The organism is Pleurocapsa sp. PCC 7319 (genome assembly GCF_000332195.1).
In the GTDB taxonomy this organism is placed as follows: domain Bacteria; phylum Cyanobacteriota; class Cyanobacteriia; order Cyanobacteriales; family Xenococcaceae; genus Waterburya.
In genome coordinates this window covers 3,571,813-3,588,579 of record NZ_KB235922.1, presented here as the reverse complement: position 1 = coordinate 3,588,579, position 16,767 = coordinate 3,571,813, and the positions used below count along the sequence as shown (strand labels likewise).

Here is a 16,767-nt window from a genome sequence, read left to right as displayed (position 1 = left end):
TTTTCTTGCCCTTGCATTTTTTAATCCTAATTAGCAGTTAATATTTAGCTACGTTCATTATTGAAAGTAGAATTGGGAGTTAATATTTGTGGCATCGTCTTCGGCTCGTCTACTAATAGCAGCTAGTGGTACTGGGGGACATTTATTTCCGGCGATCGCTCTAGCTCAACAGTTACCTGAGTATGAGATTGAATGGTTGGGAACTGCTAACCGTTTAGAAACCAGCCTGGTACCAGATGATTATCCCTTAAACACCATTGCTGTAGAAGGATTTCAGCAACGCCTGAGTTTTAAAACCCTCAAAATTATCTCTGGCTTTATTGGCTCCATTTTTCAAACTCAAAAACTGCTCAAAGAACATCAAATCAATGCTGTATTTACTACGGGGGGATATATTGCTGCGCCTGCTATCTTAGCAGCACGTCTGCAAAAAATACCGGCAGTAATTCATGAATCTAACTATATCCCTGGTAAAGTTACCCGTTTCCTTAGTCGTTGGTGTAATATCGTAGCCTTGGGTTGTGCAGGAACAGCTCAATATCTTCCTCAAGCTAAGACAATTCATGTTAGTACTCCTGTTCGCCCTCAGTTTCTCACTCTCCAGTCCTTAGATTTAGATCTTCCTGAGGATGCCATAGTAATCTTAGTTGTCGGTGGCTCTCAAGGAGCAGTAGCAGTCAATCAACTAGTTAGAAAAGCTGCTAACACTTGGTTAGATATGGGTGCATATATTGTTCATCTTACTGGCAAAAACGATCCTGAAGCAGATAGCTTAAAACATCCACAATATATTTCGATGCCCTTCTACGACAATATGGCGGGATTATTACAAAGAGCAAATCTAGCAATCAGCCGTGCTGGGGCCGGTACATTAACTGAATTAGCTTTTACAGGTACTCCCGCAGTTTTAATTCCCTATCCCTATGCTGCAGAAGATCATCAAACCTATAATGCCCAAGAATTTGGTGACGCTGGTGCTGCTGTAGTTTATCAACAATCAGTACTAACTGCCGAAATACTTACTGAACAAGTATGCCAATGGTTGCGATCGCCTGAACAATTACAAGAGATGGCTAACAAAGCCAAGGCTCTAGCTATTACCGATAGTGCAGAAAGATTGGCTGCTATTATTCGTGACCTAGTAAAGCGGCAGAGCCGCAGCTATAAGCTGTAAGCTGTAAGCTGTAAGCCAATTATAAGAGGCTTTAACCTCTCCTAATTGTAGACCACCAAACTTCGTTTGCTGGGGGCATTAAACCCGATAGCTATAAGCCCTTCGGGTTCGACAGTTTCTTCTTGATGAAGTTGTTCATGGGGGAAACCCCCGCCCTCGACAGTTCCTTCAAGCGGGGGAACCCCGCCAACGCCCTGCTTCACCGCCAACGAACTGTCTCACTGTTAGCCGTTTACCAAGCGTAAACTTTAGAGCTTAAAGCTTAAGGCTTAGAGCTTAAAGCTTTTTAAGGTAAAACAAGATTAAACGAGCAAATCTATTTCTTAGCTGTTAACTAAATTCAAGATTCAGACATTTTAAGCTGCTAATCGCGCTATATTCAACTAAGCTTTATTCAAAGATCTTAATTTATGACCAGACTATCTAGTTTCTGGAAATTTTCTCGCCCCCATACAATTATTGGCACTAGTTTAAGTGTCTTGGCACTTTACTTAATTTCTATTGCTACCACAGGCAATGATCTTACCCTGATAAATTTAGAACAAATGCTGGCAGTTTGGTTAGCCTGTGTCTGTGGCAATGTATATATTGTTGGTTTAAATCAACTCTGCGATATTGAGATTGACCGCATCAATAAGCCTAATCTTCCTCTTGCTTCGGGAGCATTTACGCCCCAACAAGGACGATTAATTGTAGGTGTTACAGGTATCTTCGCTTTGCTAATTGCTGGGCTATCAGGAAACTGGTTATTTGCCACCGTGGCTATTAGCTTGTTTATTGGTACAGCTTACTCTTTGCCACCGATACGTTTAAAACAATTTCCTTTTTGGGCTGCTTTTTGTATCCTTACGGTACGAGGAATTATCGTTAATATCGGGCTGTTTCTCCACTATGGAGATAAATTGAATGGCAGAGAAGCCTTAAACCCCTATGTTTGGACATTGACTCTATTTATTTTATTGTTTACGGTGGCGATCGCCATTTTTAAAGATGTTCCCGATCTGGAGGGAGATAAAAAATATAATATCAAGACCTTTACTATTGTGATCGGCAAGCTAGCTGTATTTAATCTCTCTCGGTGGGTGATTACTATTTGCTATTTTGGGATGATTATTGCTGGTTTCTTTTGGCTAACTTCCCTTAATGTTGGCTTTTTTATTGCCAGTCATGTAGTGCTACTAGGGTTATTATGGTGGCGTAGTCGCTATGTGGATCTAGAAGAAAAAAGCGCGATCGCCGATTTTTATCAGTTCATTTGGAAACTTTTCTTTTTGGAGTATTTACTATTTCCTATCGCTTGTTTTATCTGACATTACTCAGCAAAATTTAGCGATCGCCTTCTCAAAAAACCAACAAATACAGCGATATCCAATTATTCAGGAGTTTCGCGATCTCGCTCCGCGAGGTGTAAGTCAATATTCATGCAATTAAACTACAAATATTCTGATAGTAGCAACAATTGCAGCGAGTAAGATTAATCCCCAAATCGCTATCAAGATAGGAATTATTTTGTTTAGTGGAGATTTTGCTAATTTTTTTTGATATAGAAAAGGCAAAATATTCCATCGAGATCTACTTTCAATTTTTTCTTGTAAAGCAATAGTCTCAGTAGAATCTTCTAGCGATGTAATATTCACATCTGTTTTTATCGATGAACCATTCAATATTTCTGAAATATTTTTAAATCGCTGTACTATGCGTAATGAAGAACCAATTCCTAACCGCTGTTGATATGCTTCTACAACACCATCAATAGCAATTGAAGAAAACTGAATACAAATAGCCAACACTACGATAGCTCTAGCACCTAAAATTAATATCTTCTTAAATAAATTTTTACGTTGAGCAATTTGTTCGATTGCACCTTGAATTAATAGAGGAATTAAGGGAACTAAGAGTAAATGAATAGAAGTGATATGATATCTTGCTCCCCATGCACCTTGATCGATCCATCCAAGACTCCAAGAATAGATATATAGATGAAGTAAAAATCCAACTGTTGCTGCAATCACATACCATCTAATATATTTAGATAAGTATTTCCAGCAAATTACCAATAAAATTAAACAGGGTAATACCAAAGGGTCATAGATAAAAATACTCTTCTCAGGTGAGAAAAATGGCGCGAATAAAGCTTCTGGTTTAACTTTAGTTAGTAATTTTAAAAACGGAAAACTTTTAGTAGTTCCTTCAACAACTGTATCTGTAGAGTTAATCAACTCACCTGCCTTATTATAAATCTGCAAGTGTAACGATACAGTTGTTGCCGTCCAACTACCATAACGAATATAAGTTAGTATTCTTTCTAATAATAAGAAAGGAACAAAGCCGCTCATCCATAAAAGTATAGGACGAAAACTTACTGATAACGATCTGGTTTTTTCTCGGCTTAAATTGCATCCAATTAAAAACAGCAAAATACTAGCGACATAGATAATATTAGTGATTCTGATGATAAAAGTAAAGCCTAAAGCAACACCGCTTAGTATCGCCCAATATTTTTTGTTCTTAATAAGATACATCAAAGCAGCTTGATAACTAAGTAAAACAAACAAAAGTATTTGATTATTTTGTTGATGAAAACTAGAATAAAACAAGATACTAGTTCCAATTAACCAAACCAAGCTAGATAATCCTGACACTTTTTCTGAATAGTTCAAAAGACGGAGAAATCGAAAGCAAGTAAGAACTGCTAAAAGATTAAGGGGTACAAAAATTAAAAAGCTTACAATTGCCCCTCGAAAATGTTCTCGTATCAATTCATTTTTAATACTCTGCCCTAATTGTTCTCCCAACCAATCCCCTGGAAGCATTAGTATCGATTGCCCCAGATCGTAGGGAATATATTTTTTATCGTTAACACTAATAACTATTTTGTTACCAGGAAAGCCTTCTTCTGTTCCAGTCCACCAGGCATGAGACATACTCAACCTACGAATGGTATCAATACTAGTCATAATGCCTGGATTGACAAAAATAAGCCACAATAATGCTATTACAGCTATTTGACGAGCCATTTTCATAGTTTATTGTCTGTATAGATATTAAAAAGTAAACCCAAATTTATTTATTTTATTTTGTAAAATTGCCAGCTTATTTATCGAAAATTTTATATTTTAGACTCTAATTTGACACTCAATTGATAGTTATATCCAAAAAAAATTTAAACTAACGTACTATAAATGTATACTTAGAGACATTTTTGAAAATATATATACAATAATTTTAAATACCAAATGACAATTCGATCTTAAATATAGATTCAAAAATAGATTTGCTCCGTGTTTTAAAAATAGTATTAGAAATTGCAAATGGTTATTTGCTTAGTACATTTTTTACATTTACTTCATATTTGAAGATAAAAGTGGTTAATTTATGAAGCTTCTATGAAGCTATCACAATCTAAGTTATAGAAAGAAAAATTGAAATTATAATTGTCGATAATAGTAAAAACACTTAGACGCAATAGTATAATTACTACAAGCCAAATACTGATGCGTTATTTATTTAAGTATTTCTTAAAACTCTTAAAAAAATATTGAGCTTATGTTTAAAATTAAACTATTAATAGTAAAGAAATGTTGAAGTTTTTGTTTTACTAAGTTGCTTACCGGAGTTTAATTTGATTGAAATATTACGGCAATAATATATGAAGTCATACCCGTAACTTTTAAAACTATGATTCGAGGAGTCACTATAATCTACCTCGTGTCCAATAGACTGACATAATCAAATACTTTTCAGACAACCTCTAGAGTAACACCAAGACATAGACATATAAAAACATCCAAGGTCAAAATACATGAACTTTACTTCGACGATTGTAATTGGTGGTGGACCTGCTGGTCTTACTGCGGCTTATGAACTGAGCAAACACGGTCAAAAGTCAGTAGTATTTGAAAAAGCAGATCGGGTAGGAGGCATATCTCGTACTGAAACTTATAAAGGCTATCGTTTTGATATTGGCGGACATCGGTTCTTCACAAAAGTTGGTGAAGTAGAGGCCCTTTGGCAAGAAGTGATGGGAGAAGAATTTATCAAAGTGCCTCGTATGTCGAGAATTTATTATAAAAATAGATTCTTCAGTTATCCCTTAGAACCTCGTAATGCTCTATCTAATTTGGGTTTAATAAATAGCGTTCTAATTATGTGGAGCTACTTCAAGGCTCAAGTTAAACCCAATCCTATAGAAGAAAACTTTGAGCAATGGGTTTCTAATCGCTTTGGCAAACGTTTATATGAAACTTTTTTTAAAACCTATACAGAAAAAGTCTGGGGTATACCCTGTACAGAAATTAGGGCAGATTGGGCTGCTCAGCGCATCAAAGGGTTGTCTCTTAAAAAAGTGATAACTAATGCTTTATTTGGTGGCAATAATACCAAAACGTTAATCAAGGAATTTAACTATCCCATCTATGGACCGGGGCAAATGTGGGAGCGTTTTCAACAAAAATTGAATAGTAAAGGTTCGCCCGTACATCTCAATACGGAAGTAGTGGAAATAGAAAAAGATAGCTATAAAATTAATAGTGTTGTTATTAGGCAAAATGGTGAAACTAGTAAAGTAAAAGGTGATAACTTTGTTTCTAGTATGCCCGTATCTTTGCTGCTGAAAAAAATGAATCCTGCCCCACCAGCAGAAATATTAAAAGCGGCTAACAACCTTAAATATCGCGACTTCTTGATCGTATCTTTGGTAGTAGATCAAGCAGAATTATTTCCCGATAACTGGATTTATATTCACAGTTCTAAGTTTCAGGTAGGCAGAATCCAAAACTTTAAAAACTGGAGTAAAGCCATGGTTCCCGACCAAAGTAAAACCTGTTTGGGAATGGAATACTTCTGCAATGAAGGGGATAAATTATGGCAGATGTCTGATGCAGAATTAGTTGAACTCGCCAGCGGTGAGGTCAAAGCGTTGGGGCTGGTAGATCCAGAAGTCAAGATCGGAGATGGTACGGTAATACGCCAATATAAAGCCTACCCAGTCTATGACGACGAGTATCGTCAAAACGTAACAGTAATTCAAGAATACATTCAGAAATTTGAGAATTTACAAACAATAGGTCGTAATGGTATGCACCGCTATAATAACAGCGACCACTCAATGTTAACTGGTCTATTAGCAGCGAAAAATATTCTGGGCGAACAACATGATATTTGGAATGTGAACGTCGAACGCTCTTATCATGAAGAGTTTACCGATAGCAAGGAAGCTTACTCTAACCTTAATCAAGAAGCGATCGCTGTATCTAATTAAGCTATATCTAATTAAAATGTCGTTAGCTCAATTGAATTTAGCTAATTAAATCAAATGGAGATTAAAGCTAATGAATCCTTTAGTTACGATAGTTGTCGTTCCTCGCGAACGTTTTAGCTATACTCATCAATCATTGACCAGTATTTATCAAAATACTAAATTTCCCTTTAAGCTCGTCTATGTAGACGGTAATTCTCCTCAACCAGTTAAAGACTATCTAGAAGCTCAAGCAAAACACAAAGAGTTTGAGTTGATTAGAACCAATTATTATCTTTATCCCAATCAGGCGCGTAATTTGGGTTTGGCTAAGGTAGATACTAAATATGTAGTCTTTGCGGATAACGATATTGTGGTGCAGCCTGGCTGGTTGAAAGCATTGGTAGATTGTGCCGAAAGCGACCCCAAGGCAGCGGTGGTTGGACCTTTGATGTGTCAGCACGAACCAATACACGAAGAAATTCATTGTGCTGGTGGAGAATCTCGTATTGTTGTCGATGTTAAAGGTAGAAGGCGGATGCGAGAAAAAATGTACAAGCAGGGTCATGCGACTAAGAAATGGCGATCGCAAATGCAGCGTTGCGAAACCGAACTATGCGAGTTTCACTGTATGTTAGTTAAAACTAGTATTTTCGAGGAATTGGGCTATTTTGACGAATTGATGCTCAATACTAAAGAGCATATTGATTTTTGTATGGACGTGATGGAAGCAGGTTATAAGGTTTATTTTGAGCCTGATAGTTTAGTGACTTATGTTCCCGCAGTTCCTTTAGAATGGAGCGATTTACATTATTATATGCTTCGCTGGAGCGATAATTGGGAAACTAAAAGTTTGCAGCGAATGCGCGAAAAGTGGAATTTAGCTGAAGACAGTTATTTCACACAAAAGCACAAAGCGTTAGGTTGGCGACGTAGGGATACGATCTTATCTCCCATAGTTGATAAACTAACATTAGGAATTGACAATCGTCTCCTTAAAAAACTAGTGATGTTTGGTTTACTCGCACCAGTAGAAAAAACTCTCAATCACTATCTAACCTCCCGACACGAACAAGCCCATCTACAAAGACGAAACAACTTTCCCGCCCAACAAATGGATGTTAGAGAACTAGTTCGTAGTTGACCTATGAAAATTCTTCTAATTCATGACATCGGCACGGCTACGGGAGGGGCAGAATTACAGATGTTTTCCTTGCGTCAGGGTTTTCGCGATTCGGGTCACGATGTCAGGTTGTTTTCTAGCTTAGCCACACCAGTAAAAGATAGTAAATTCATAGCAGACTATAGCTGTTTTGGCACTAATACTTTGATACAGGTTTTATCTCAGACGATTAATCCTAGTGCTTATTTCAAACTACGCCAGATTTTGCAGGAATTTCGACCCGATGTAGTCCACGTCAGAATGTTTATGTGGCAAATGTCGCCAACAATTTTAACCCTGCTTAAAGATATTCCCTGCATCTATCAAACTGCTGTTTATAAAGCAATTTGTCCCGCAGGAACTAAAGTCTTACCTAATGGTAGTGATTGCTACAGTAGCCCTGGAACAGTATGTTTACGTAACGGCTGTCTTACTACTCAGTCTTGGGCAGTATTGATGGTACAGCATAAACTTTGGTCATATTGGCGGGATGCTTTTGATGTGGTAGTAGCCTTAAGTCAGGGTATGAAAACTAAGCTAGAAGAGGCGGGAATTAAACCGGTGGAAGTAGTTTATAACGGCGTACCAGTTAGGGAAGAGCGATTACCCTTAAACTTAATTCCCACGGTAGTATATGCAGGACGCTTAGTAACCGAAAAGGGCGTAGATATTCTCTTAAAAGCTTTTGCTAAAGCTATGGTACAAGTACCTCAAGCCAAACTTATGATTGCTGGTGATGGTGCAGAGAAAAATAAGCTACAGACTTTGAGCCGAGATTTGGGTATTGTGGATGCGGTGACTTGGTTGGGTTATTTACCCCAATCGGAAATGGAACGGCATTTTGCAGGTGCTTGGGTACAGGCAGTCCCCTCTCAGTGGGCTGAGCCTTTTGGCAATGTTACCACTGAAGCCATGATGCGTGGTACAGCGGTAATAGCCTCGGCAGTAGGAGCGCAACCAGAAATTGTAGTCGATTGCGAAACGGGGTTTTTGATCTCCTCTCCAGAGGATGTGGAATCTTGGGCAACAAATCTGATTTCCTTATTATCAGATCGTCAGTTAGCAGCCAAAATGGGCAACGCAGGACATGCTCGCGCTATTAATAATTTTAGCGAACAGGCTCGCAACCAAAGGTTTTTAGAGATTTACAATCGCCTTCAAGCTAGGTATACTACTTCTCCAATAATTGTTCATAAATCAACAATGTTTTAGAAAACTTAGCAGCAGGCTTGACTATCTATAATTTATCGCTCATTTTCTCTATCTTCTTCCCTTTATCGAGCATATTAATGATAAGTGTTTAATGCAATGACTATCTTACAGGCAGGAGTTCCCAAAAGCGGAAATTATTGGCTTTACAATATTATTCGCAATATTCTGTTAAAAACAAGGAAAGAACATCGCAGCTATATTCAACAGCACCCTATTCAAGAACAAGCTAAGAATTGGCAGTTAAGCTTTGCGGGACAGAGTTCAATGGATTTTTTAACGATTGAAAAAGGACGCTGTTACTGTCGTATTAGTAGTGTTTTCCGAGAAGAAATTACCGACATAGATAGTTATATTGAGCAGTGTAGCCAAGTATGGACTCATTCGTCTTTAAATCCTTTAACAAAATCTATTTTACCCAAATTTAATAAAATTGTTTACGTTATTCGTGACCCTCGCGACGTAGCTATTTCCTATTCTAAATTTGCCTTTACCGAACACAAACTTAAAAATGGTTCGCCCCACTACGAACAAAATTCCGAAACTTATTTAGTCAACCGACTTGAAGAAATGACCCGCCAATGGGTGCAGCACGTAGGCGGATATTTAAAATACCAAACAGAATTAAACATTTATCCTATTTTTTATGAACGGTTGCTACATTCATTTGATAGGGAATTAGAAAAATTATTAGTTTATTTGGAAATAGAATTATCCTCAGAAGCGATCGCGAGAATCAAACGCAATGTTGCTTTTGAAACCATGAAGCAGCAAAGTCCCAAACACCTACGTAAAGGGAGTTCGGGTCAATGGCAGGATAAACTAAGCGCTCGCCAACAAGAACGAGTAGCCAAAGTAGCAGCGCCAATGTTGGATTTATTGGGTTATTCTTTAACGACCAGAAATATTCCCGATTTACCTCAAAAGATCGACCAAAAAGTATTAGATTATGCGATCGCAACTTCTGAACGTTCCCCTTTAGACCACCTACAGCGTTTTTATAATTTTATTAATAGTCAGCGTAGTATTTCAGCGAAAGCCAACTTAGCTAAAGATTGGTCGTTCGGCAAAATTAAACGCTCTATTAAGGCATAGAGAAGTACATGAGCCAGAAACCTTGTCAGCAGCATTTTAATACCGACGAACTATCTGCTAATCTCAAACAGAAATCAATTCAGTCTGGCTTGATTACTTTCGCGTCTCAACCCTTAAAATTAATTTTGGGCATTGGCTCAACTGCAATTTTAGCTCGCTTGCTAACTCCTGAGGATTTTGGACTGTTAGCTATGATTACTCCACTATTTTTGCTGGTAGATAGCCTAAGCAACTTTGGTCTTGAAACAGCAGTAATACAAAAAGATTATTTAGATCGGCAACAAGCCAGTGCAATTTTTTGGCGATCGCTGAAAATTAATAGTGTACTCATTGGTATAACTGCTTTGCTAGCTCCCGTAATTGCCTGGTTTTATTATGAGAAGAGACTTACAGGTATGATTTTAGGACTAGCGGTGGGGGCGTTTAGTGTTTGTTTGGCTTTTCAGCACAAAGCTTTATTAAAGAGGCAGATGCGGTTTGGAACAATAACTATTATTGAATTGATCTCGCTAATTTTGAGTTCTATAGTTGCGATCACTGCTGCTAAAATCGGCTGGGGATATTGGGCGTTAGTGTTGCAATTATCAGTGATGCAGGTAACTCAAAGTATCGCTCAATGGTGTGTTTGTGACTGGCGACCAAGTAAATATATTAAAGACGATAAATTAAATATAGAACTAGATTCAACGATGAGCTATGGTAAACATTTAACGGGCTTTCGTTTTTTAACTCGAATTGGTATGCACCTTGATCGCATCTTGATTGGTTATGTTAGTGGTGCAAATGCCCTAGGTTTATATAGCGTAGCGTACAAATGGGCATACTTTCCCTTTGAACAAGTTTACTTTCCTATGTTTGATGTGGCAGTTTCCAGCCTAAGTCGCGTACAGCACAACCACGATCTATATAGATCATATTCTCGTCAGGGGTTGATGCCTATTTTTGCCTTTTGTATGCCCGCCTTAGCTTTTTCCTTTGTTGAAGCCCATAGCATTATTTTACTGCTGCTAGGGGAACAATGGCTTGAAGCGGTACCTCTATTTAGATTGTTAGCAGTAGCAGTATACGTTGTCAGTATGTACCGCGTTACTAAATGGTTTTATGTTTCTACCGGTCAAACTCAAAGACAATTTCGTTGGGCATTGATCCATACTCCTGTAATGATTACTGCCGTAGTTATTGGCGCGCAATGGGGAGCTTTAGGTGTAGCAATCGGCTACCTAACAGGGACTTGCTTGTTAACTTACCCTGCAGTTAGCTACTGTCTTAAATTTTCCCCTCTTGGCTGGCAAGATTTTATCGGTGCAGTGTGGCGACCACTAATTGCCTCAATTTTGGCAGCTGTCTGTCTGTATTTTAGTACAGGTTGGTTAAGTAGCTATAGCGATAGTCTATTTTTAGATTTCTTTGCTAAATCTATTACCTATGGATTTTACTATGTTGCCTTTTGGTTACTATTGCCAGACGGTATAGCCTCGACATTAGAAATAATTAAAAGTATTGAAACTTCTAAGTAGTTATTCATGAATAAACTGTTTTTTTCAATTATTATTCCTACCTATAATCGTCCTGAAAGATTGGTAAGTTGCTTAAAGGCGATCGCTCTTTTAGACTATCCTGGCGATCATTTTGAAGTTATTGTGGTGGATGATGGTAGTGAAACACCTCTAGATGATGTAATTATACCTTTTAAAGATAATCTAAATATTAAATTATTGCGTCAAAACAATGCTGGTCCTGCTACTGCGAGAAACAAAGGTGCAGAATTAGCCCAAGGAGAATTTTTAGCTTTTACTGACGATGACTGTCAGCCTAACCCAGATTGGCTAGAGCGATTTGCAGAAGGCTTTAAAAAAAATCCAGATGCTATGATCGGCGGTAAGACGATTAATGCTTTAGACAATAACCTTTTCTCCACTGCTTCGCAAAAGCTAATTGATTATCTCTATGAATATTACAATTCAGCTAGAGGCAAGGATGCTTTTTTTGCTTCTAATAATATTGCTACGCCTGCAGCTAATTTTAAAGCATTAAATGGATTTGATGTATCGTTTCCGCTTGCTGCTGCCGAAGACCGAGATTTCTGCGATCGCTGGAATAGTCAATTTCCCATGTTGTATGTTCCCGAAGCTCAGGTAAACCATTATCATCAGCTGAGTTTAGCTTCATTTTGGAGGCAGCATTTTGGTTACGGCAGAGGAGCATTTTGCTTTCATCAGTTGCATTCTCAAAGACAATCTAAACAGCTTGAAGTTGAACCATTATCTTTTTACTTTAATTTGCTCTTCTATCCTTTTACTCAGCCATCAGAACAACCCAAAATTTTGATATCAGGTTTATTTTTTCTCTCTCAGGTAGCTAATGTTGCGGGATTTTTTTGGGAAAAGGTAAAATGAGAAAATTTATCTTATGTAGCTTGCTCTACCATTTGCCTTGGGTTTAATCCCTATTCTTCTGAAATCAAACCTTTGTTCTTTTGAGCTAGTAAGTCAGTGATGAGCGATAAAGTCCCTAATGCCAAGGATAATCCAGAATAAAGATAATAAAGCCAGTGCATAGGAATGACTTTAGCTGTGAATACAATTCCCCGCTTATTATAGAAGAAATGATATACATCCCAGTTAAGATATAGTAGCAAAATTGCTATTAATAAACCAGGAATAATTGCTGTTAACTTAAACAAGGCTCCTAACAAACAAAGAATTAAACTGTAGGTAGCAATTACACTAACGCGGTTACTAGTTTTTAGATTGAGGTCGTTAATAATGTTCGATTTATTGGCAAGTAACAGTTTTGTCCATGGAATACCGCGATCAAAAACATCAGTTTTAACTAAACCAAATAAGTTCCATGCTTTATGATGTTTTACTTGTAAATCTTTAGCTAAATAAATATCAAATCCAGCTTGTTTAAGACGATATCCTAGTTCTATATCTTCAATACTGGGACGAGGATAAAGTTTTGTATTAAATCCACCTAAATCTAAAAAAACACTGCGCTTGACTACGCCGAAACCTGCCCAAAAAGTTGAGGCATCTTCGTTACCTTGTTGATGAACATAGTGATGCATTAAATTTTTGTATTGAGCCACAAAATTAGTTGCTTTGGGAGCATCATCATAGGAACCAAATAGAGCATCTATTGGAGATCGCGACTTAAGTATATGAGCTAATTGAGCGATTGCATCATCACACACTTCACAATCTGCATCAATAAAACATAAATAATCCCCTTGCGCCGCTTCAGCACCAAGATTCCGCGCTTTGCCCGGTCCTTGCCTACCATTGGTTTGTAATACTTTCGCTTCGAATTTCCGAGCAATTGCTGCTGACTCATCCGTAGAGCCATCATCTACCACAATTAACTCCCAGTCTGAAAATTCTGTCCGCGATATGGCTAATAAACAGTAAACAAATGGATACCCCCCATTGTATACAGGAATAACAACCGATATTAATGGAGGTTTATTGATACACATTTAATTTATTTGGGTTGAGATTTGAATTGATAGCAATTCCTGTTGTATGTTTGAGTGCAAAATTAGTTCTTCGTGGTATTAAATTGAGGAAAATGTGAGTAAAATCTCAATCTAAATTAATTACAGACAGTTAAGTAAATCCACTTTATTAAACATGGAATGGTTAAGATCGGGGTTAGGTGATAGGGGTTAGAGATTAGGGAGAATCATCTTCAATTTTTTTACTGTTCTATTAGACGTTTTATTAGGTGGAGCTACTTAAAGATGTCTAACCTAACTCTAATGAATTTATTGCTTCAACTAAGTTGGGAGCTATACCCTCAGACCAATTTCCTTCACAGCGGCGATCGCAGTGAATAATTAAACGCAGTGAATAGGAGTGAGGATAGCCTTCCACTTCTAACCACAGCAAATCAGTTTCAGCTTCACAGCTAATTTTCTCCTCGTCCATTAATTCAGTCGCCATCTGACTCATAGTTGCTACTAGCTGATTGAGTAGGCGACAAAAATCGAGCAGTTCAGCTTGAGTTAACTCGATTGCCCAATCGTTGGCACCAACTAAACCTTGGTATTTTGAATGGTGGGGACTCCAGCCAACACGCCAACCATCCCCACTTTTTACAAATTGTTCCAATGATTATTTTAATTCTGACTTTCGTTCAGCAATACTAGTCCCCAATAATTTCTGGTTGAGTTAATTCGTCAGACATTTCGATAATGGCACGAATTACCGGTTTCATGGTGGGATCGTCAAAGTTTTCTAGTTCTTCATAACGACGGCGTTTAGCACGATTAGCAACCTGAACAGTAATGCGGTAACGATTAGAAGCCGCACTCACTAGTTCTTCGGAACGAAACATAATTTGAGAGGAGTTAAAAGAACTTTTTCTTTGCATTAAATTAATAGGGATACCCTTTAAACTAAATTATTGACTAGGTGCAGTCACAACCGCTAACTAATATATCCAGTTTAACAATTGATATAAATTATTCCTAATTCGCCATCAAATAGGGGATCAGCTATACTCTACTTTTAATTTGCCACGATAATTGTGTACTATTGTTTCTAAATGTTAATTTGTGCTTTATAAGATATTCTGATTTTTAAATTAATTACTCTTTATGCAAGCTATTTTTTCAGCCAATTCTACTTTAAGTACCAGTAACAATGGCATCTTACAAGAAAAGCTAAAACGTCAGCAACCTTTGAAAGTAGTTGCTTTGGGAGATAGTTTAATTTATGGTTATGGAGATTTTGTTGGTGGCGGATGGGTAGAAAGATTACGCCGTCAGTGGATGTCTCCCCAGGGTGGAGGTCACGTTCTCTATAATTTGGGAGTCAGGGGTGATCGCGTAGCCCAAGTTTCTCAGCGTCTAGAACAAGAATTTAGTTGTCGTGGTGAATTACGCAACCGTTTACCAGATTTAATCCTGCTTTCTGTTGGCGTGAACGATTCATCTCGTGTAGGTAAGCCAGAAGGAAAACCATACACTAACTTGGAAGATTTTAGATTACAGATCGCCCATTTACTAAATGTTGCTCAAAATCTCTGTCCAGTACTGTTTATTGGCATGACACCAGTTGATCGAGACAAAATGCCCTTTATGAATTGTCTTTACTATAATCACCTCGATCAATATCGTTACAAAGAAGCAACTTTACAGGCTTGTCAGCAGCGTAATATTCCCTATTTAGATATCTTTGATCTATGGCTATCTAGAGGAGAAGACTGGCTCAAAACCCAGCTAGGAGAGGATGGCTTACATCCAAACGTTAGTGGATATCAAACCTTGTTGGCAGATATTATGGCGTGGGAATCAAACTAGTATCGCAGCATGGAAACCAAGATCCTTGGTCTGTTCAGTTGGGTGACTGGGCTAATAGAGGATCTAACTCGTTTCTGGCATCTAGATCGTAAAGATCGTCACAGCCTCCTAAATGACGATCATTGAGGAAAATTTGCGGAACTGTTCTTTTGCCGTTGGCTCTTTGTGCCATATTATTACGGGCTGTTTCGTTCCCATCTATTTTATACTCAGTGAAATTCACCCCTTTCCACCATAAAAGCAATTTGGCACGAATACAAAAAGGGCAAGTCATCCAAGTATATATCTCTACGTTAGCTTTATTCCGTTCTGGATGTCGATTAAGTATTGAGTTGAAAAAATCAAACATGATTTAAAGTTTGAGTAATATTGAACCTTGTAGATAGCGGTAAGTCTAGCTTCTTGTGAATTCCGAACTCACCTATTTATCTGCTTTTTCCAAGCTATCAAAGTCATTGTACAAAAATGTATAACATTTTTTTTAGTCACCTATCATATACTTTAAATTATGATTTCTTTTATAATCATTGATTTTTGTGTATGATTAGATTAGTAATTAGAGAAAAAACAAGGAGAAGTAACTTTTGATACAAGCAACTCTGCATCAATTAAAGGTATTTGAGACAGTGGCACGAAATGGTAGTTTTACCCGTGCAGCCGAAGAATTGTTGATCACTCAACCAACTGTTTCTAGTCAAGTTAAACAATTAACTAAGGCAGTAGGGCTGCCATTATTGGAACAAATTGGTAAAAGTTTGTATTTAACTGACGCTGGGGAAGATTTGCTGGAAACTTGCCAGGATATCTTTGAAAAGTTGAGTAACTTTGAGATGAAAGTGGCTGACTTGAAAGGAACTAAACAGGGGCAGTTGAAACTAGCTGTAATTACTACGGCAAAATATTTTGTCCCCAGGTTACTAGGCTCTTTTTGTCAACTCTATCCAGGGATTGATGTTGCTTTGAAAGTCACTAATCATCAAGAAATTCAGCAAAGAATGTCAGAAAATAGAGATGATCTATATATAGTTAGTAATCCTCACAAAGATATGGATTTGAAGAGTAAATCATTTTTAGATAATCCTTTGGTAGTAGTAGCTAAAAAAGATCATCCCTTGGCACAGCAGCAGAATCTTGAACTAAAACATTTAAATGATCGTCCCTTTATTATGAGGGAGTATGGTTCGGGGACAAGAGAGGCAATTCTAGAATTATTTGACAAGCACAAAATATCAGTAAAGGTCAAACTAGAGCTAGGCAGTAACGAAGCCATCAAACAAGCGATCGCCGGAGGGTTAGGTATTTCAATTTTGTCAGAACACTGCCTAATTTCGGAAGGAATATCAGGGGAATTAACCATCTTAGACTTTCAACATTTTCCAATCAAGCGTCGTTGGTACGTATCATACTTAGCAGGAAAAAAACTCTCAGTTATAGCTGAAACTTTTTTAGACTATTTATTAACTGAAAGTCCGAAAATTCCATTTCCAGAATCTAGTATTCTCGCCAAATTGACTAACGGTAAAACTAATCTGAGTGGTCTTACAGCGGAGCGCTCTTTGATCACCTAAATCGATATTCTGTACTTA

The 16,767-nt window shown here is 37.6% G+C and carries 15 protein-coding genes; 10 read left to right on the top strand and 5 right to left on the bottom strand.

Annotated features, from left to right (window positions below; translation table 11 throughout):
* Positions 1–88 precede the first annotated feature (88 nt).
* Both murG and PLEUR7319_RS0120220 read left to right on the top strand, forming a co-directional pair.
* Positions 89–1,174 carry an undecaprenyldiphospho-muramoylpentapeptide beta-N-acetylglucosaminyltransferase gene (murG, locus tag PLEUR7319_RS0120230; protein ID WP_019507053.1) on the top strand — a complete coding sequence of 362 codons (1,086 nt, stop codon included), beginning with the start codon at positions 89–91 and terminating at the stop codon, positions 1,172–1,174.
* A gap of 410 nt (positions 1,175–1,584) precedes the next feature.
* Complete coding sequence (locus tag PLEUR7319_RS0120220) at positions 1,585–2,484, top strand: homogentisate phytyltransferase (RefSeq protein WP_019507051.1); 900 nt, start codon at positions 1,585–1,587, stop codon at positions 2,482–2,484.
* Between the two features lie 117 nt (positions 2,485–2,601).
* Here PLEUR7319_RS0120220 and PLEUR7319_RS0120215 read toward each other — a convergent pair whose 3' ends face one another.
* Positions 2,602–4,197: a glycosyltransferase family 39 protein gene (locus PLEUR7319_RS0120215; protein ID WP_019507050.1), complete on the bottom strand. Its 1,596-nt coding sequence runs from the start codon at positions 4,195–4,197 to the stop codon at positions 2,602–2,604.
* Positions 4,198–4,976: 779 nt separating this feature from the next.
* Between PLEUR7319_RS0120215 and PLEUR7319_RS0120210 the strand changes: the two genes are divergently transcribed.
* The 6 genes from PLEUR7319_RS0120210 to PLEUR7319_RS0120185 all read left to right on the top strand — a co-directional run bounded on the left by PLEUR7319_RS0120210 (position 4,977) and on the right by PLEUR7319_RS0120185 (position 12,272).
* The gene (locus PLEUR7319_RS0120210) at positions 4,977–6,434 is read left to right on the top strand and encodes an NAD(P)/FAD-dependent oxidoreductase (protein WP_019507049.1); all 1,458 of its coding nucleotides are present in this window, start codon (positions 4,977–4,979) and stop codon (positions 6,432–6,434) included.
* A gap of 70 nt (positions 6,435–6,504) precedes the next feature.
* Positions 6,505–7,554 carry a glycosyltransferase family 2 protein gene (locus tag PLEUR7319_RS0120205; protein WP_019507048.1) on the top strand — a complete coding sequence of 350 codons (1,050 nt, stop codon included), beginning with the start codon at positions 6,505–6,507 and terminating at the stop codon, positions 7,552–7,554.
* Between the two features lie 3 nt (positions 7,555–7,557).
* Positions 7,558–8,784, top strand: coding sequence for a glycosyltransferase family 4 protein (locus PLEUR7319_RS0120200; RefSeq protein ID WP_019507047.1), 1,227 nt, complete (start codon positions 7,558–7,560; stop codon positions 8,782–8,784).
* 96 nt (positions 8,785–8,880) lie between these two features.
* On the top strand, positions 8,881–9,876 hold the full coding sequence (locus PLEUR7319_RS36170; RefSeq protein WP_019507046.1) for a sulfotransferase domain-containing protein: 996 nt from the start codon (positions 8,881–8,883) through the stop codon (positions 9,874–9,876).
* Between the two features lie 8 nt (positions 9,877–9,884).
* A complete protein-coding gene (locus PLEUR7319_RS0120190) occupies positions 9,885–11,393 on the top strand; it encodes a lipopolysaccharide biosynthesis protein (protein ID WP_019507045.1) in 1,509 nt (502 codons plus the stop codon).
* A 6-nt stretch (positions 11,394–11,399) separates the two neighbouring features.
* Positions 11,400–12,272 (top strand): glycosyltransferase family 2 protein, encoded by an 873-nt coding sequence (locus PLEUR7319_RS0120185; protein ID WP_019507044.1) that lies wholly within the window; start codon positions 11,400–11,402, stop codon positions 12,270–12,272.
* Between the two features lie 50 nt (positions 12,273–12,322).
* Here PLEUR7319_RS0120185 and PLEUR7319_RS0120180 read toward each other — a convergent pair whose 3' ends face one another.
* The 3 genes from PLEUR7319_RS0120180 to PLEUR7319_RS0120170 form a co-directional block, all read right to left on the bottom strand.
* The gene (locus PLEUR7319_RS0120180; protein WP_019507043.1) at positions 12,323–13,354 is read right to left on the bottom strand and encodes a glycosyltransferase family A protein; all 1,032 of its coding nucleotides are present in this window, start codon (positions 13,352–13,354) and stop codon (positions 12,323–12,325) included.
* 268 nt (positions 13,355–13,622) lie between these two features.
* Positions 13,623–13,988, bottom strand: coding sequence for a DUF1818 family protein (locus PLEUR7319_RS0120175; protein ID WP_019507042.1), 366 nt, complete (start codon positions 13,986–13,988; stop codon positions 13,623–13,625).
* A gap of 34 nt (positions 13,989–14,022) precedes the next feature.
* Positions 14,023–14,250, bottom strand: coding sequence for a DNA-directed RNA polymerase subunit omega (locus PLEUR7319_RS0120170; RefSeq protein ID WP_019507041.1), 228 nt, complete (start codon positions 14,248–14,250; stop codon positions 14,023–14,025).
* Positions 14,251–14,476: 226 nt separating this feature from the next.
* On the opposite strand from PLEUR7319_RS0120170, the gene PLEUR7319_RS0120165 reads away from it, so the two are divergent.
* Positions 14,477–15,181 carry a GDSL-type esterase/lipase family protein gene (locus PLEUR7319_RS0120165; RefSeq protein WP_019507040.1) on the top strand — a complete coding sequence of 235 codons (705 nt, stop codon included), beginning with the start codon at positions 14,477–14,479 and terminating at the stop codon, positions 15,179–15,181.
* A 34-nt stretch (positions 15,182–15,215) separates the two neighbouring features.
* Here the strand turns inward: PLEUR7319_RS0120165 and grxC are convergent, their stop codons facing one another.
* The gene (grxC, locus tag PLEUR7319_RS0120160; RefSeq protein ID WP_019507039.1) at positions 15,216–15,530 is read right to left on the bottom strand and encodes a glutaredoxin 3; all 315 of its coding nucleotides are present in this window, start codon (positions 15,528–15,530) and stop codon (positions 15,216–15,218) included.
* Positions 15,531–15,765: 235 nt separating this feature from the next.
* Here grxC and PLEUR7319_RS0120155 point away from each other — a divergent pair, with 235 nt between their 5' ends.
* Positions 15,766–16,749, top strand: coding sequence for a LysR family transcriptional regulator (locus PLEUR7319_RS0120155; protein WP_051044445.1), 984 nt, complete (start codon positions 15,766–15,768; stop codon positions 16,747–16,749).
* The last annotated feature ends 18 nt before the right edge of the window (positions 16,750–16,767 follow it).

Coding starts and splice junctions, on each gene's coding strand:
- PLEUR7319_RS0120220 (WP_019507051.1), top strand. CDS start 1,585: ATGACCAGACTATCTAGTTTCTGGAAATTTTCTCGCCCCCATACAATT.
- PLEUR7319_RS0120215 (WP_019507050.1), bottom strand. CDS start 4,197: ATGAAAATGGCTCGTCAAATAGCTGTAATAGCATTATTGTGGCTTATT.
- PLEUR7319_RS0120210 (WP_019507049.1), top strand. CDS start 4,977: ATGAACTTTACTTCGACGATTGTAATTGGTGGTGGACCTGCTGGTCTT.
- PLEUR7319_RS0120205 (WP_019507048.1), top strand. CDS start 6,505: ATGAATCCTTTAGTTACGATAGTTGTCGTTCCTCGCGAACGTTTTAGC.
- PLEUR7319_RS0120200 (WP_019507047.1), top strand. CDS start 7,558: ATGAAAATTCTTCTAATTCATGACATCGGCACGGCTACGGGAGGGGCA.
- PLEUR7319_RS36170 (WP_019507046.1), top strand. CDS start 8,881: ATGACTATCTTACAGGCAGGAGTTCCCAAAAGCGGAAATTATTGGCTT.
- PLEUR7319_RS0120190 (WP_019507045.1), top strand. CDS start 9,885: ATGAGCCAGAAACCTTGTCAGCAGCATTTTAATACCGACGAACTATCT.
- PLEUR7319_RS0120185 (WP_019507044.1), top strand. CDS start 11,400: ATGAATAAACTGTTTTTTTCAATTATTATTCCTACCTATAATCGTCCT.
- PLEUR7319_RS0120180 (WP_019507043.1), bottom strand. CDS start 13,354: ATGTGTATCAATAAACCTCCATTAATATCGGTTGTTATTCCTGTATAC.
- PLEUR7319_RS0120170 (WP_019507041.1), bottom strand. CDS start 14,250: ATGCAAAGAAAAAGTTCTTTTAACTCCTCTCAAATTATGTTTCGTTCC.
- PLEUR7319_RS0120165 (WP_019507040.1), top strand. CDS start 14,477: ATGCAAGCTATTTTTTCAGCCAATTCTACTTTAAGTACCAGTAACAAT.
- grxC (WP_019507039.1), bottom strand. CDS start 15,530: ATGTTTGATTTTTTCAACTCAATACTTAATCGACATCCAGAACGGAAT.